This is a genomic window from uncultured Acetobacterium sp., from assembly GCF_927416815.1.
In the GTDB taxonomy this organism is placed as follows: domain Bacteria; phylum Bacillota; class Clostridia; order Eubacteriales; family Eubacteriaceae; genus Acetobacterium.
This window is the reverse complement of the sequence record NZ_CAKMJU010000144.1, coordinates 1-17,037: the sequence shown is the minus strand read 5'-3', so window position 1 is coordinate 17,037 and position 17,037 is coordinate 1. Positions and strand designations below refer to the sequence as shown.

Genomic DNA, 17,037 nt, shown 5'->3' with positions numbered 1-17,037 from the left:
CGTCAATCGTTGCCGGGGTATCGGCTGAAAGCCTACAGGCCTACAAATATGCCGCAGAGTTGGTTGATGTCTCAATGGAAACCCTCACCGGTTCGATGGCTAAACAGATCCGCTCGATGTCCTCAGCCCGGGATGGGTCAGACAGCTGAGGCGATTTATGATGTGGGGATCAACATCGTCAAAGGCTTATGGGACGGGATCATGTCGATGGGACAGTGGCTTTCAGATAAGGTCACCGGTTTCTTTGGTGGCGTTACGGACGGGGTCAGAAATCTTTTAGGGATGCACTCACCATCGACAGTGTATGCGGATATTGGAGAAAACATGGGTGCCGGGGTCGGGGTTGGTTTTGTCAGAAAAATGGCGACGGTCACCCGCGATATGCTCGGTGCGATTCCCACCACCCTGGACGTGAACACCCAATCAAACGGGTTAACCGGGAGAACTTCAGCGGGAAACAGTTCAACCGGTATGCTGGATGGTGGAACTACCGCACCGATTTATATTTACACCACCGTCGAGCTGGATAAAAAGGCAGTCGGTCACTCGATTACCCCGATTGTTTCTCGGGATCTGGCCTTTAGCTTACGAGGAGGTAAAATCTAATGGCAGTATGTGACATTACCAATAGCAATGGATCGGTGTTATTATCGACCTTCAAAGCAACCTATGCCAATAGCCTTTATACGCCGGGGGATTATGACCCCTCCTATTTCTGGCCAGAAAATGCCACGAAGCCGATCTATTTTAAAACCAAAGAAAGCTTCAGCAAGCTGGCGCTGGAATGCTATTTTAAAAACGGTAAGCTGTCTGATATCGAAGCGTTAAAACATGCTCTAAAGAAATGTGTGGTGACCATTAACAACCATTTTATTGAAGGCCAGAGCTTTGACTGTATGTTGGTGCGCACCCAGATAGGTAAAATATCAAGCCGCCATTACAGTGCTGTCTTTGTTTTTGACTGTGTGCTTTTAACAGAGGAATAACGGGTGAAATGATGATATTAAGCTTACTTAACCAAAACAAACAGCCAATCGGTGAACTGGAACAGATGGATAATTGTTATATTACCGAGCTGCTGGAAACTGGTGAAGATACCCTATCCTTTGAAATCTATGTCAAACACCCCCTGTATAAATATCTAATCGAAGAAAACCTGATTTTAACTTTTGATAACCGTTACGTCATCAAAAGCATTGATGAACGTGGCCAAACCACCATCATCGGTTGCGTTTTAGATTTATCGGACTTGATGGTGGTGGGTTATCATTTGTTTCTGTTAGAAGACATCACCTTACCTGCATTTCTCAGTCAAGTGCTTGCGGGGACTGGCTGGAGCTTCACTGGTGCTGAGAGTATCACTTCTGCAAAAACAGTATCCCTGGAATCCGGAAACACCCTGGACCTGTTGCGACTGGCTGAAAAAACCTATGGGGTGATCTTTCGCTATGATTGCATTGGAAAGACCCTTCGGGTGACCACTACCCAAGGCTATACCAATAAAGGTGTTCATTTTTCCGACGAACTCAACATCAAAGAGTGTGAACTCCGGGGTGACAGCTTTGATCTGGTCACCCGGCTGTATGCCTTTGGCAAAGACGGACTAAGTTTTGAGGATATCAACGGCGGCAAAGCCTATGTCGAAAACTTTCAATACACTAATAAGGTCATCACCCAGGTCTGGGTCGATGAACGCTATCAGTTAAAGGAAGAACTGCTGGCGGCGGCTCAGAAAAAAGTGGCTGGCTTATCGATCCCCAATCGGGTCTATACCGCTTTGGTGGTCGATCTGGCCAGTCTATTACCCGATGACTATGGAAATCTCGCCATTGCCATTGGCGATAAGGTCACTTTGATTGACCGCATCCGTGGCCTTGAAGTGGAGCATCAGATTGTCAAGCTGGTCAGCTACCCCGATACCCCCGAAAAGAATGTTGCCGAGCTGGGGCGGGTTTCTAGCGACTTTGAATCGATCATCACCAAGCTTAAAACCGAGGATATCAAAGAAGCGATCGATAAAACCGTCCCACCAGCGGTGAATGAATACATGAATCAATACTTTGGTGGTCAAAAATGGCTCTGTGTTGATGAATATCCTGAGGTCATGGATCAAGGCACTCTGTACTTAAAATACGTTTCCGGATAATGAGGTAAGCGATGGGGATCAAATTTAAGAGTCGTGAAATCGAAAGCCTCAAAGCAAATGGATTGACGATTATCGAAGCTAAAATTAATGGCCGGATTGTCTGGCCGGAAGAAAGCGATTTTCACTGGCTACCCAACCCCGATATGGTTTGGGCTAGAAGTCAGTGGCAAGCCTTATCACAAGGACGAAGCGGCTATCTGCGGATGCACTATGCTAAAGACCTGGTCAATGACTACTTTTATGAAGCAGGCACCGTTGTCACCTCCGATGGACAGACTTATCATAATTCAGCGGCTTCATTTGGCCTTGAGCACATCTGGGATTATTCCAACAGCCGGGTCAGTGAAGTATACCCGACCACCAAAGTTGTCTGGACCATGTATTTTCCCAACCATCCAGTGGTTTATCCCTCTACCCTTGAATATGGCGAGACCTATCTTTGTTTTGATGGCGTTTCGGTGGATTGGTATCCCTGCCTCTGGACGGACATCGCTTACTTTGATCTCTTAAACCAGGCATCAGTCTATCTCGATGATGATAGTGTGGCACTTTACCTGGGCTTTTTTAATGGCTGTCGCAAACTGCAGGCGATTCCACAAGCCTTTACGATGAAACTAAATAGATATCGCTTGCAAGGGATTTTTTCGGGCTGTGCTGCCTTGGTCTCAATTCAATATTTGGATATGGAAAATGCGGTCTATGGTCAAGGAATGTTTGATGGACTGATTAATCTCAAAGAACTTAATCTAAGCAACACTAATATATCCATTGATCTATCGCCTTGCCCCAACCTAACCAAAAGCAGTCTGCGAAATGTGCTGGCGGGGCTGACCGACCGTACTGGCCAGGAAAAGCTGGCCCTTGGCTTGGGGGCAGCCAATCTTGCCAAGCTGACCCAAAGTGAACTGAGTGTGGCGGTTAATAAAAACTGGGACGTCGTCGAGGCCATCACGGAATGGCCGGATTATTCGGAGGAGGAGTAAAGCATGGAAGGAGGATTTTATGCGGCATTATAAGGTGAGCGTCAAAGAAAAGCAGCTTTTTTATGATGAGATGATCGTGAGTCAATATGATCATCTGGTTCAGTGTTTGGTATTTGAGATTCCCAGAATGAATGATGGCCTGAATGTGGCCGATTTTAATATTCATATCGAAACCGAGCTTGGTCGTTTAATCGATCGGATTCTCATGATACCGGTAATCGATGGTGATTTTATCCGTTTCGTCTGGATTCTGACCGCGACGACAACCCAGGCTTCGGGGTTATTGGCTTTTGAAGTGCAACTGGAAGGCAAAGCAGATCCCGGCATCCCGGTCTGGCAAAGTGAAAGAGGTCTAATCCGCATCAACCAGTCGATTAAAGGTGATACACCCCAGCCGCCCATTGAACCGTCACTCCTTTTGCAATGGGAACAGCAAATGGTAAAACTTGGCGAAGATGCGAAATCGGCATTGGAAAAAGCCGATCAAGCCAGCAGTGAAGCACTAACCGTTGTGGAGCGCGCCAATGCCGGGGAGTTTATTGGAGCTAAAGGGGATCCCGGGATTCCGGGTCTAAAAGGTGATCAGGGCGATATCGGCCTTCAAGATCCAGTCGGTGAAAAAGGTGCAAAAGGTGACCGAGGATTACCAGGCGAGACTGGTCCCCAAGGAGAACCGGGAATCCAGGGTTTGCCGGGTGCAAAAGGTGAACCGGGGTTACAAGGTGTCCAAGGGCTACCGGGAGAAAACGGTGCTCAAGGAGAACCCGGAATCCAAGGGCCAAAAGGCGAACAAGGCGATCCTGGCATTGATGGACAACCAGGAGAACAAGGACCCAAAGGTGATCAAGGCGACCCCGGAATTCAAGGCCTGCCCGGGGCAAAGGGTGACCAGGGAGAGCCGGGGATTCAAGGCCCCAAGGGTGATAAAGGCGATCCTGGCATCCAAGGGCTACCTGGGGCAAAAGGTGACCAGGGTATTCAAGGCCTGCCGGGTCTGACTGGGGAAGCCGGACCACGAGGTGAACCAGGCATTCAGGGGGCGAAGGGCGATAAAGGTGATCCCGGAATTCAGGGTCCCATTGGCCAACAAGGCATTCAAGGGATTCCCGGAGAAAAGGGAGAAACTGGTGATGTAGGTTCAATTGGTCCAGCTGGTGCTGCCGGTTATTCACCGGTCAAGGGGGTGGATTATTTCACCGAAGCCGATCAAGCAGCCTGGTTTGACCCGCTAGAAACACGGCTGGATACAGCAGAAGCAAATATCGTTGCCATCACAACCCAGCTGGGTACCCTTAATGATCAATTGGAAGGAGCACTAAATGGCAACTAAAACCTTAAGTGAAAATATTCAAACGGCCATCACCGATTTTTCCAATATTAAAACAGCGCTAGTTGGTAAAGGCCTAGCCCTCCCTGCTGGTACCCCCACCAATAGCTATTCAGGACTGATTGATGGTCTGCTGATAGGTGCACCGGCTAGTGCTGAGTTTAATATTCATTTTGGGGATGTCGCCCCGGAAGATACCACCAAGCTTTGGGTTAAAAGCACTCCGGCAGCCAATATCAAGCTGGACTGCGACATATCCAGTGTCGTCAATGCGACTACTCGGGTGAATGACATTGTCAACGTCGCAACCAGCGAAATCGTCAGTGGCTATGGTGGTTGTGCTGAACGGGTTGGTAACCTGGTCTATCTCTTTGGTGGCTTTACCCAAAGCCCCAAGATCCTGACCTATAATCTGGATACCCTCGAAACCGCATCCACTGGGGTTGCGATGCCTTCTAACTACTATCGAGAAGCAGCGACCGGCAGGGTTGGTAATTCCATCTACCTGTTGGGTGGGCTGAAGCACTCAACCAAGTCACTGGATATTTACCGATATGATATCGCGGAAAATACAATGACAAAGCTTCCGGTCACAATTCCTAATAATGACAATCACGGCTGGCGGTGCTTTAGCTACGCCACAATTGGGACAAAGATCTATCTTTTTGGGGGAGCTAATTCAACCAGTTACTCCTACTCATATTTTGTCAGTAAATCATATTGCTTTGATACAGAAACGCATGCATTTACGGCAATCAGCCCGCTTGTTTCCAATGCTGTCGAATCCTGCGCAGCTGTTATTGGAACGGATATTTATCTGTTCGGCGGTAGGGCTTTAAATGGTAATCCAACAACCCGGATCACTAAATATGATACCCTTCTTGATGCGTATACGTTAGTGGCATATTTACCATTACCTGACATAAACTGTCGGGCGACGGCCATTGGCACCGATATTTATATTTATTGGGCCAACAACATTTTAAAATTCGATTCCCTGACCAATAGTGTCACCACCGTTTCGAGTGGGCTTGCTTGGAATTTTTCTGGCGGCAGCATCGCTTCTTATGGCACCGATATTTTCTATTTTTGCGGTAGTAATTTAGCCAATGGTGCCTTTAAAACGGTTACTGACGTTGCCCTGGAAACCAACCATCTGCTGATTTCCAGTCTCACCTCAGGTCATCGGATTGCACTCTTTAATCAGCATGGTATTGACATAAAACTCCCGGTATCCAATGTCTATCAAGGCGATGCCAATAACAAGGCTCAAAAGATTGAAGCCTACTATTATCATAACGCCCAGTGGAATCTGATCTAAACAATTGCGGAGCCTTCGGGCTCTTTTTTAATAGAGAAATACATTTAAAAGGAGAACAATAAAAATGGAACATCTTGATAAGATTAAATTAGTTGTGGTCGTCGTTTTTACCGCCCTTTCCGGTTGGCTGGGGATGCTGGCTGTGCCGGTTATCTTGCTTTTTGTCCTGGCCACCTTTGATTACATCACCGGTCTGGCAGCAGCCAAGTATCGGGGCAATAAGATTTCAAGCTATAAGGGCTTTCAGGGCATTATGAAAAAGGTCTGTTTGTTTTACCTGATTGCTGTTGGCGCAATCCTGGATTACACCTTACTCTATGCCAGCCAGTATATCGGAGTCGATGCCCGAGTCAATTTTGTCATCGCATCCTTTGTGGCGGTGTGGCTAATCTGTAATGAGATCATTAGTATCTTGGAAAATATGAAGGATATGCATGTCAACTTCCCACCCTTTCTAGAAAAGCTGACCCAGAATATTCGCACCCAGATGGAGAATGAAACAGATGTTGATCGTGGAAAGATAAAATCAGGGAATGAGGATCATGCCGATAAAACCGGATTGAAACAATAAAATTGATCAAGTTGTCCACATCCGTGAGGGAAAGTTTTCAGCCGGATGCCGCAAAGGTTAAGTTAATAACAGTATTCTAGCAGTGCCCACTAAGGAGTTTTCCCTGGTGGGCATTATTTTTTTGTCTGGGGGTTCGATTCGCATGGATTTTTCGCTTATCGGTAGAAGGAAACAGATCAATCCTTCGGATGGGAGGAACAACCGTGCAGGTAACAAAAATCACAGATGATCAGCCGATACCGGCAGTTGTCATAAAAAAGTTTACAAAAGAAGAATTGCAGCGGGAATACGACTATTTTCTTGCCCAGAAAATACTGGAATCACTGCTGGCGGAAGGGCTGATCACTAGGGGCGAATTTGATCAAACAACTGAACTGAACCGTAAAACTTTCTCGCCTTATTTAGCTGAGATAATGCCCTGAATTCGTTGCTATCAATGGCTTTCAGAGGTAACATGTGACCTACGGAAGGTGAGGTGAGTTGATGAAAAAGATAACAAAAATCGAACAAAACAGGGATTTCACGGGGAAGAAAAAAATTCGGGTGGCAGCGTATTGCCGGGTATCAACGGCAAGTGACGAACAACTGGTCAGCCTTGAAAACCAGAAAGTCCACTATGAGCATTACATCAAAGCAAATGAGGACTGGGACTATGTAGGTATCTATTATGACAAAGGCATCACTGGGACAAAGAAAGATAAACGGGATGGACTTCTATCCATGATTGCTGACTGTGAATGCGGTAAGATTGATCTTGTGATCACAAAATCCATCAGCCGATTCTGTCGAAATACAACCGATTGCCTGGAACTGGTCAGAAAACTTCTGGATCTGAACGTTCATATCATTTTTGAAAAAGAGAACCTGAATACCGGCTCGATGGAGAGTGAATTGATGCTTTCGATTTTAAGTAGTCTGGCTGAAAATGAATCGGTGTCGATTTCTGAAAATGAGAAGTGGGGTGTCAGAAAGCGCTTTCAGAATGGAACATTCATCATTTCCTATCCACCCTATGGTTATCAGAATGAGGATGGGGCGATGGTCATTGTACCTGATCAGGCTGAAATAATTAGAGAAATCTTCGCATCCGCATTATCGGGAGAAGGGACTGGGGCCATTGCCGATGATTTGAACGCAAGAGCGATCCCCGCTAAAAAAGGCGGAAAATGGACTTCGGCAACAATCTGGGGGATTATCCGGAATGAAAAGTATACGGGAGATGCACTCTTTCAGAAAACCTACACGGATGACCGTTTTAAACGGCATAAGAATTATGGCGATCAAGATCAGTATCTGGTGCGGAGCCATCATGAAGCAATTATCAGCCATGAGGATTATGAAAAGGCCAATGCTGCATTGAAACAGCGGGGTAGAGAAAAAGGGATCAGTGACCAGACCGAAAAATATCATAACCGATATGGATTTTCAGCAAAAATAAAGTGCGGAGAATGCGGCAGCAATTACAAGCGCCGAATCAACTATAAGCCCAGTGGCTCTGAAATTGCCTGGTGTTGCTCCAGACATATTGAAAATGCTGCTGAATGTTCCATGAAGTATATTCGCGATGATCGGATAAAAGCCGCTTTCTTAACGATGATGAACAAGCTGATATTTGGACAAAAGCTTATCTTAAAACCGCTGATAAACAGTCTCAAAGGCCAGAATGACAACAGTCGGCTTGAAAGAATCAACGAGCTTGAGATAAAACTGGAGAAAAATACCGAACAGCGGCAGGTGCTGACGAATCTGGTGGCAAGCGGTTATCTGGATCCGGCGCTTTTTAATAAGGAAAGCAATGAATTGAGTCGGCAGGCAGAATTACTGCGTGACGAAAAGGAAAACCTGATCCACTTCATCGGGGGAGATATGTCTCGGACGGAGGAATTAAAGAAGCTGATGAAATTTGTCTCAAAAAGTGAAATGCTCACCCAATATGACGATAAAGTGTTCCTTTCCTATGTGGAAAGAATAACGGTGCTGTCAAGGAAAGAGCTGGTTTTTGAACTGAAATGCGGGCTGAAATTAAGAGAAAGGCTGGTGAAGTAGATGGGTCGAAGCATACCTTACGGTTACCGGATCGAAGATGGCAAAGCTGTGGTAGATAAAGAACAGGCGGCAAGAATCAGAGAATTTTTTAATGCCTATATTTCCGGCATGGCACTGACTGTTGCTGCCGAAACAGCCGGATTAAAACTGCATCATGGTTGTGCAGGAAGAATGCTTAGGAACAAACGCTATCTGGGTGATGCGTATTATCCGGCAATCATTGATAAAGAGATCTTTGATAAAGCTGAAGCAAAGCGAATCGAAAAAGCCAGATCACTTGGTAGAATTCGTGAGCTGAATGATCAGAAAACACCGGAATGCGGGACGAGATTCAAGATGCCAAAGGTGATTGATATATTTGCGGATCCTTTCAAACAGGCGGAATACGCCTATAGTCTTATAGAAAGTGAGGTGGAGGTAAGTGGTGGAATTAAGTAGAAATGTTACGGTTATTCCCGCTAGAAGACGGGTGGGGAATACGGTCGATGAGCAGGAAAAGCCGAAATTGAGGGTAGCGGCCTATTGTCGCGTTTCGACGGATAGTGAGGAGCAGGCGACCAGCTACGATGCTCAGGTTGCCCATTATACCCAGTTTATCGAGAAAAACAGTGAATGGGAGCTAGCCGGGATTTTTGCTGATGATGGTATCAGCGGCACGAATACAAAAAAGCGTGAAGAATTCAATCGCATGATTGAAGCGTGTATGGCTGGAAGCATCGATATGATTATAACCAAGTCCATCAGCCGATTTGCCAGAAACACCCTTGATTGCCTGAAGTTTATTCGGGAACTCAAAGAGAAGAATATTCCTGTTTTCTTTGAAAAAGAAAATATCAATACTATGGATTCCAAAGGGGAAGTGCTGCTTACCATTATGGCGAGCCTTGCCCAGCAGGAGAGCCAGTCGCTATCACAGAATGTCAAACTGGGGCTTCAGTACCGTTATCAAAACGGCGAGGTACAGGTCAACCACAACCGCTTTCTGGGGTATACCAAAGATGAAAACAGAAATCTGGTTATCGACCCAGCGGAAGCAGAAGTAATCAAACGGATTTATTATGAGTACCTTGAAGGTGCCAGTCTAGCCCAGATTGGAAAAAGCCTTGAAGCCTCCGGCATTCTGACAGCAGCGGGAAAGGCCAGGTGGCGGCCGGAAACGCTGAAGAAGATTCTCCAGAATGAGAAATATATTGGCGATGCGCTTTTGCAGAAAACCTACACGATTGATTTTCTCAATAAAAAGCGGGTGAAGAATAATGGTATTGTTCCACAGTATTATGTGGAAAACAGCCATGAAGCCATTATTCCAAAGAACCTTTATATGCAGGTTCAGGAAGAAATGATAAGACGGGCAAATCTCCACAGCGGTGCCAATCAAAAGAAAAGGGTCTACAGCAGCAAGTATGCCTTATCGGGCATCGTTTATTGTTCAAAATGCGGCGATATTTATCGCAGAGTTGCATGGAACAACAGAGGAAAGCACTCCATCGTCTGGCGGTGTGTAACGAGAATGGAGCATGGCCAAGAATGCTGCAGCGCCCCAACCGTTCAGGAAACAGACTTACAAAATGCATTAGTCACTGCCATCAATTTAGCACTTGGCAATAAAGACTCTGTGATTGAAAAGCTACAGCAGAATATCGAAACAGTGATCAACCTGGTGGGTGATACCTCGGCAGAGAACGTTGATATAAAATTGGAGTGCTTGCAGAAAGAACTGCTGGAATGTGCCAATGCGAAAAAAGCTTATAATGAGATTGCAGATGAAATCTTACGTCTGCGGGAACTTAAACAGAACGCGCTGGTAGAAAATGCCGAGCGGGAAGGACAAAAACAAAGAATTACTGAAATGAAGGAATTTCTAAACGGGCAGGATTTTGAGATTGAAGTGTACGATGAACCGCTGGTTAGAAGGTTGATAGAGAAGATTACCGTTTGCGGCGATCGGTTCAAGGTGGAATTCAAATCTGGTATGAGCATCGATGTAAAACGATGAATAAAAATGTGCTTAAACGCGAATTCTGTAATTGAAGTTACGTTTTTAAAATTATAAAATTTATCGAATCTTCCCTTATAATTATGAATCAATTAGTTTATGATATAGATTAATACCACCAGAAATGACTGAATACTATTCAAAAATGGTTGGATAGGTAGAACAGTTAAGGATTACCTAATTAGTGCGCTTTGAGGATTATGACTTCTCAATGGCCGATATTCCTACTAATTTTATTTTGACTTCTTTTCATATGTAACTTATTGTATGTTGACTTATTGTATTCAATTTGTTAAAATGTGTTCAAAGTGGGGTGATTATGTGGATGTATTGAAGGTTTTTGGTCGTAATTTAAAAAAGTATAGAAATGAAATTGGTCTCTCGCAAGAAGGTTTTGCAAAAAAAGCTGGATTACATCGTACATACATCAGTGCCGTTGAGTGTGGGAAACGTAGCATAGCACTCGAAAATGTACAAAAAATTGCAGAGGCATTAGACGTTGATATACACATACTATTTATTGAAGATCAAGATAATATTGAGGAGGTGTGAATCATGCAAGTAAGTGTTGTCGATTTATTTTGCGGAGTCGGAGGATTGACAAAAGGTTTGGAACTTGCAGATTTGAATGTTGTTGCAGGTATTGATATTAACGAAAGCTGTCGATTTGCATACGAAACAAACAATCATTCTCGTTTTATTCTAGGTGATATTACAAATATCGATATTAAAGATATAGAACGATTATACCCTGAAGATGGAATAAAAATTTTGGTAGGCTGTGCACCCTGCCAACCATTTTCTAAATATACACAGAGATACAGAAAAGAAGGTCACAAGGATGATAAGTGGCGTCTTTTATACTCATTTTCTGATATAATTCGAGAGATACATCCTCAAATTGTTTCAATGGAGAATGTTCCAGAACTAACAAATGAACAGGTTTTTCAAGATTTTATTGATGTACTGGAAAAAGAAGATTACCACTGTTCGTGGCAGATAGTATATTGCCCTGATTACGGTGTTCCACAAAAGCGCAAGAGGCTAGTGCTTTTAGCTTCACGTTTAGGAGATATTCAGTTGATCGACCCTATTTATAACGAAAACAACTATCTTACAGTTAGAAATGCTATTGGTAATTTACCAGAACTCGCCAACGGAGAGGTCAATCAACATGATCCTATGCATAGAGTTGTTAAAATGTCTGATAAAAACCTTGAGCGGATTCGCCAATCCACGCCGGGAGGAACTTGGAGAGAATGGGATGAGAACCTTAAGCTTAACTGTCACAAAAAAGATACAGGAAAGAGTTATGGCGCTGTTTATGGCCGAATGCAGTGGGATGAACCATCACCTACAATAACTACACAGTTTTATGGTTATGGAAATGGTCGATTTGGTCACCCAGACCAAGATCGAGCAATTTCATATAGGGAAGGTGCAATTTTACAATCCTTTCCTCCTGATTATCAATTTATACCTGAAGATAAAACTGAATTTAGTTTGAAAGCTTTGGGTATACACATTGGAAATGCTGTGCCAGTTGAATTGGGGCGTACTATCGGAATGAGCATATGGGAACATATTAATCAAATGTATAGTGGAAAGGCAGGAATTAATGACTTCAATAACAATTGAAATGAAAATTCAAGCAGAGGAACAAATCCGAACGCTTCAGAAAGAAATTAGTTTTGATACAAAAGATTATCCGATAGAGGTGTTGGTCGAAAAATTCCGCAATGACGATTTTTATATTCCAGAGTATCAGCGTAAGTTCATTTGGGATGAAACCACAAAAAATAGATTTATTGAATCAGTTTTATTAGGACTACCTATTCCATTTATGTTTTTTTCGGATACAGAAGATGGCAGATGCGAAATTATTGATGGAGCACAACGGACACAGACATTAGAAGAATTCTTATATAATGATCTTGCATTGAAAGACTTAAATAAACTAACATCTTTAAATGGATTTACGTTTCAGGATTTACCTGAAGTTTTTCAAAGAAAATTCAAAGGACGTACACTACGCATTATTGTTCTTGCTGACACTACAACATTAGAAACAAGACAGGATATATTTAATCGTATTAATACGGGTGGTGTAAAGGCTATATCAAGTGAAATACGTCGAGGCTCACACACAGGGGCGTTTATGACATTTGTAGAAAAGTGCGCAAATAACACACTTTTTAATAGTCTTTGTCCAATGAGTGAAACTATGAAGAAACGCTACGAAGATTCAGAACTCGTAGTTAGATTTTTTGCGTATCTCAACAACTACAAGAGCTTTGTTCATCGTGTTGATGATTTTTTAGAAGATTTTGTGGTGGAATCAGAAAAGAATTTTGAGGAAAAAGCATATGATAAAGAGTTTCAATCCATGTTGTATTTTGTTGAAAAACACTTCCCGTTTGGATTTAGAAAAACTAAAAATGCAAAATCAACTCCAAGAGTTAGGTTTGAAGCAATTTCAGTTGGTGTAGCACTTGCATTAAGAAAAAAACCTGATTTAATACCTGTTTCAATGGAATGGCTAAATTCAGATGATTTTAAAGTGCATACTACAACGCATGCGAGTAATTCACCCAAACGCGTGGTAGGAAGAATAGAATACGTTAGAGATATGCTCCTAAAGGATTATGAAGATGCAAGCAACTCTTGATATTTATAGAGATAGGATAGATGAGATAGAACTTTATTTTAGATCGATTGCACAGCTCTATCAAAAACAACCCCTTTCAGGAATGGAGGAGATTAGACCTGATTTTTATTCTGATGATTTTCTAAAGATGCTTAAAGCAAATGCATTACTAATGATTTATAATCTTGTTGAATCATCAATTATGGGAGGCATTCTTGAAATTTATGATGACATGAAATCTTGCGGGTATTCCTACAATGATGTTAGAGAAGAAATTCGAGATATTTGGTTTTCATTTAAATTTAATCAGGTATATGATAAAACAGCACACTATAATTCTTATAGAGAAAAAGCGTCAGAAATTGTAACTGCTGTACTAAGAAGAGAAATTATTGAACTTAATCGTAAAGCTACAGATATTAGTGGAAATCTTGATGCTGAAAAGATACGCCAAATTTGCAAGGATCATGGAATAACATATTTGATGAGCAATGACTGTCGTGGAGGCGTTGTCCTTGAAGACGTAAAGAATAAACGTAATAATTTAGCACATGGAACTATCTCTTTTGTTGAATGTGGGCGAGAGTATTCAATTGATGATTTATCAAGCATAAAAGATGAAACTATTCTCTTTTTAAATTGTATTTTGGACGGAATGAAGACTTATTACGACGAAAAATTGTTTTTGCTAACTAGATGATAGTTCATGTAATTTTGATAGAGGGCTTATTATGGCGATGTATGTGTTCAAGGATATTGATAGAAAAGAAAAATTATTAGCTAGAAACGCAAGAAAAGAAGACAAGAATCAGCGCTTCTACTGCCCAAATCCGGCTTGTGATGCTGCTATGCATATTTGTAATTTAGATGGTTTATCCGCAACATACTTTAGCGCAAATAGACAGGGGCATATAGAAAATTGTCCATTCGGTTCTTCGAATGACTTTAACTCTACTAAATATAAAGAAGAGGATTTTATATTTGAAAGTGCGTTAGAGGCTCTAACAATTAACAGCAAATCACAGACAAAACGAGAAACTCCAAACGAACATAAAAACGGTGTGGCGAGACCAAGACCCCCGAGAACTATCCGTCAAATATATTCAATGTGTAAATCATACGACTGTTGTGATACTTACAATAACAAAATTATAGGACAAATGTTGGTTGATAGCAGAAGCATATACATGTACCCAAAAGGTGTATTTGGTTGGAGAATTATTGAGAGTAAGTGTAAAAAGCCGTATTTTTATGATTCAGAAACAAAAGTAGTATCTTTAACGTCATCTGTTAATATTGGAGAGTATGAGTTTCTTTTAAAATTTAGCGACAAAAAAATGTTTGTTGAAATTAAGGACAATATATATGTAAACAGAGATAGAATAATAGTGGTTGCCGCTAATTGGGTTTCGTCGGGAAAGTTTAATGTTTTTTATGCGGAAATAGTGAGCAAAAAACAAGTTACTATCATTTGATGAAAACAACGTCTATCACCTGTCAACGTGGTTATGAGATTGTGAGATTTATTTAGAGCAATCAGAAAAGATGAGGACACAGTTCTAATGAGTGAAAAAATGTCAAATTCGGATAACTGGATGATTTCAAATTAGACATCAGTTAAAAAAACTATCCAAATCTGACTATTATCAAATAGAATTTAAATTATAAATTGTGAAAAAAATGGCAATTTTGAAGAAGAAAAGTTTTGAAGATAAGCCTTTTCAAGAACTGGAATAGAAAAACAGAGGTGCTGAAATGCTTACTATTGAGGAATACATTGCTCGGAGAAAAAAAGAAGATAAGCTAAATGAATTTGACCTTGATGCCCGGACACAAAACATGAAAATATGCGTAGATTATGTATTTGAATTCTTCAATAATTATCTGGATATTACTGAAGCTGAAGAGAAAACAGCACTTCAAAGTGAAAAACTGGAAAAATACCGTAAGCAGATTAGAGAATACGAACCAGAAGTTAGGGAATGGGCGGTTGGCTTATACAATGAGCATGGAAAGCAAATCAATAGGCATATTGGAAATATTGTAAAGGAAAATGAGATGTTTTTCCTTTATAATTCTGACAGCGAATTTAGAAATGCGTCATATGATTGTTATTCAAGACTTATTAAAAAATTACCTTTTCTCAAAGATCAAACTGAAAAGCTATTTCTTTTAATTAAAGAGTATCACAGAGTTGAAAGCGAACGGCAATTTACTTTTGTGATTCCGTCAATATCGCAAGAAATGACAGAGTGGGTCGATAAAACCTGGACAAAATACCAGGTTAATCTCCTTGCATTTGCTTGCAATTGGATAAGTTCTTTTGGGGAAAATGAAAATATTTGGCCTTCAACGCATAGAAGTAAAAGTCAATATACTTGGAGAAAGTATGATTATGATTATAAGCAGAAAAGTAATCTTTTTAACATCGATTCACTGTATAGAAAGATACCAAAGAAATCGTTCATAAAAGGAAGAAAGCAGGAATTAGAAATTCTATTTATGTACTATTGGCTCCACGATATAGAAGGCGATGAGGATTACTGGCAAGATTATTTAGAAATTGTTCTACCGACTCTAAAAAAGGAATAGAAGTGTCCATGATAAGAAAATACTTGTTTATTAGTTGAGTAATATTAGGTTCAAACTATAAATATATGTTTGATCGTGCGGATAACAAAACAAATTACAATGTAATGGATGCTACTCAGAAACCACCCTTCAACTAATTCAAATTTACCTATATTTTGAGTTGCAATATATGCGAAGAAGCAGAATTGATAAGCATATGTTGTTTCAACATCAAATTTTATTTCAAAACGGGAGTGGCTCATGTTTAATATGCCGTATAGTAATGGAGAATTTGTTTGTAGTAAAAATAAGTTAAATTATAAAGATGTATTGGATGATTTCAAAAATGCGAAGTGTATCAGAATTTTGACATACAACATTTCAAAAAGTAGTTATAGTAATACTCTGATTGATGCCTTGAAAAATGTTGCTGAAGATGTTGATGTTCAAATAATTACTAATATTCCATCCCGTTTTCCAAATTATCAAAATTCCCAAAGGGGAAAAAATGCAAAACAAGGTTATAGAGAAAACTATTCTAAATATTTAGAAAAACTGAACCCGGATAATTTTAAATCGAATCCATTTGTGGGCTTTAATTTTGCTAATCACGGAAAAATTGTTGGAACGGATAATATAGTTTATGTCGGATCTGCTAACTATTCTGATGAAAGTAAAAATAATATTGAATCAGGAACGATAATAAGAGATAAAAAATTTATTCTCAAACTATATGATGAGTTGTTTCCAATAATAGTGGATGAATCAGTGCCTTATTTCGATGATGATTTCAATGTTCTCCGTTTATTTATCATTAGCATGGAAAATAAATTTTCAACATGGTTTAATATATTTACTGAAAGAATGATAACTCACTATCCTGATACTAAGAAGAAATGTCTTCGTAACAGTCTTTTATTTGATGAAGATGATCTTGAAGCATTATTCGTTGACTTAGAAGAGCTTTCTGAATTTAGTACGTTAATCGAAAGTACATATTCAATGGAAAATATTCAATATATTGATATAAAAGATAAAATTAAAATCCAGCTAGATTGTATAGATTTGAACTGGATGTTGGATTTTACTAATACAGATTCAGAGTTTTATTTTATGCTTAAATATGATGAGGAAGAAAAAGCTTTAGAATATTTGGAGGAATACCTTGATGCTTACGGTGAAAATCTTAACGATTATGCAGAAAGAGCAATAAATGAATCGAGTAAAGAGTATGAAAGGATGAAGTCTGAAACATCTCTAGTATTAAGCAAACCAAATTCTGAGCATAGCAAATCCGATCTTGAAGATCTTATCCTTTGTCTTTCCTTGCCCTACGCAGAAAAAATAAATCTGATCTTAACTGTTCCGTCTTTTAAAAACATCTTTTCAGCGATTACCATTATCTCTGAAATCGGTGCTGATATGGACG

The 17,037-nt window shown here is 40.8% G+C and carries 18 protein-coding genes; all 18 read left to right on the top strand.

What is annotated here, in order from left to right; genetic code table 11:
- The first annotated feature begins 132 nt into the window (after positions 1-132).
- The gene (locus tag QZ998_RS16645) at positions 133-606 is read left to right on the top strand and encodes a hypothetical protein (protein ID WP_296562016.1); all 474 of its coding nucleotides are present in this window, start codon (positions 133-135) and stop codon (positions 604-606) included.
- Complete coding sequence (locus QZ998_RS16640) at positions 606-986, top strand: hypothetical protein (RefSeq protein ID WP_296562014.1); 381 nt, start codon at positions 606-608, stop codon at positions 984-986. Before QZ998_RS16645 ends, QZ998_RS16640 begins: the two co-directional genes overlap by 1 nt.
- Positions 987-997: 11 nt before the next feature.
- The gene (locus QZ998_RS16635; protein WP_296562013.1) at positions 998-2,146 is read left to right on the top strand and encodes a phage tail protein; all 1,149 of its coding nucleotides are present in this window, start codon (positions 998-1,000) and stop codon (positions 2,144-2,146) included.
- 11 nt (positions 2,147-2,157) lie between these two features.
- Entirely contained in the window at positions 2,158-3,129 is a 972-nt protein-coding gene (locus QZ998_RS16630) for a hypothetical protein (RefSeq protein WP_296562011.1), read from the top strand.
- Positions 3,130-3,148: 19 nt separating this feature from the next.
- Entirely contained in the window at positions 3,149-4,459 is a 1,311-nt protein-coding gene (locus tag QZ998_RS16625; RefSeq protein WP_296562009.1) for a hypothetical protein, read from the top strand.
- Complete coding sequence (locus tag QZ998_RS16620) at positions 4,449-5,777, top strand: hypothetical protein (protein WP_296562008.1); 1,329 nt, start codon at positions 4,449-4,451, stop codon at positions 5,775-5,777. Before QZ998_RS16625 ends, QZ998_RS16620 begins: the two co-directional genes overlap by 11 nt.
- Before the next feature lie 64 nt (positions 5,778-5,841).
- Positions 5,842-6,348, top strand: a complete 507-nt coding sequence (locus QZ998_RS16615) for a phage holin family protein (RefSeq protein WP_296562006.1) — start codon at positions 5,842-5,844, stop codon at positions 6,346-6,348.
- Between the two features lie 203 nt (positions 6,349-6,551).
- Positions 6,552-6,770, top strand: a complete 219-nt coding sequence (locus QZ998_RS16610) for an SHOCT domain-containing protein (protein ID WP_296562005.1) — start codon at positions 6,552-6,554, stop codon at positions 6,768-6,770.
- A gap of 61 nt (positions 6,771-6,831) precedes the next feature.
- Positions 6,832-8,394, top strand: coding sequence for a recombinase family protein (locus QZ998_RS16605; RefSeq protein ID WP_296562003.1), 1,563 nt, complete (start codon positions 6,832-6,834; stop codon positions 8,392-8,394).
- Entirely contained in the window at positions 8,395-8,832 is a 438-nt protein-coding gene (locus QZ998_RS16600; RefSeq protein WP_296562002.1) for a recombinase, read from the top strand.
- The gene (locus QZ998_RS16595; RefSeq protein WP_296562000.1) at positions 8,819-10,390 is read left to right on the top strand and encodes a recombinase family protein; all 1,572 of its coding nucleotides are present in this window, start codon (positions 8,819-8,821) and stop codon (positions 10,388-10,390) included. The genes QZ998_RS16600 and QZ998_RS16595 overlap by 14 nt, the downstream gene beginning before the upstream one ends.
- Before the next feature lie 267 nt (positions 10,391-10,657).
- On the top strand, positions 10,658-10,942 hold the full coding sequence (locus QZ998_RS16590; RefSeq protein WP_366512473.1) for a helix-turn-helix transcriptional regulator: 285 nt from the start codon (positions 10,658-10,660) through the stop codon (positions 10,940-10,942).
- A 3-nt stretch (positions 10,943-10,945) separates the two neighbouring features.
- Entirely contained in the window at positions 10,946-12,028 is a 1,083-nt protein-coding gene (dcm, locus tag QZ998_RS16585; protein WP_296561999.1) for a DNA (cytosine-5-)-methyltransferase, read from the top strand.
- Positions 12,009-13,058 carry a DUF262 domain-containing protein gene (locus QZ998_RS16580; RefSeq protein ID WP_296561997.1) on the top strand — a complete coding sequence of 350 codons (1,050 nt, stop codon included), beginning with the start codon at positions 12,009-12,011 and terminating at the stop codon, positions 13,056-13,058. Before dcm ends, QZ998_RS16580 begins: the two co-directional genes overlap by 20 nt.
- Complete coding sequence (locus QZ998_RS16575; RefSeq protein WP_296561991.1) at positions 13,042-13,737, top strand: MAE_28990/MAE_18760 family HEPN-like nuclease; 696 nt, start codon at positions 13,042-13,044, stop codon at positions 13,735-13,737. Before QZ998_RS16580 ends, QZ998_RS16575 begins: the two co-directional genes overlap by 17 nt.
- A gap of 31 nt (positions 13,738-13,768) precedes the next feature.
- Positions 13,769-14,512 (top strand): hypothetical protein, encoded by a 744-nt coding sequence (locus QZ998_RS16570; protein WP_296561990.1) that lies wholly within the window; start codon positions 13,769-13,771, stop codon positions 14,510-14,512.
- A gap of 280 nt (positions 14,513-14,792) precedes the next feature.
- Positions 14,793-15,629 carry a hypothetical protein gene (locus tag QZ998_RS16565; RefSeq protein WP_296561988.1) on the top strand — a complete coding sequence of 279 codons (837 nt, stop codon included), beginning with the start codon at positions 14,793-14,795 and terminating at the stop codon, positions 15,627-15,629.
- A gap of 240 nt (positions 15,630-15,869) precedes the next feature.
- On the top strand, positions 15,870-17,037 hold a 1,168-nt coding region (locus tag QZ998_RS16560; RefSeq protein ID WP_296561986.1), incomplete at its 3' end, for a phospholipase D-like domain-containing protein.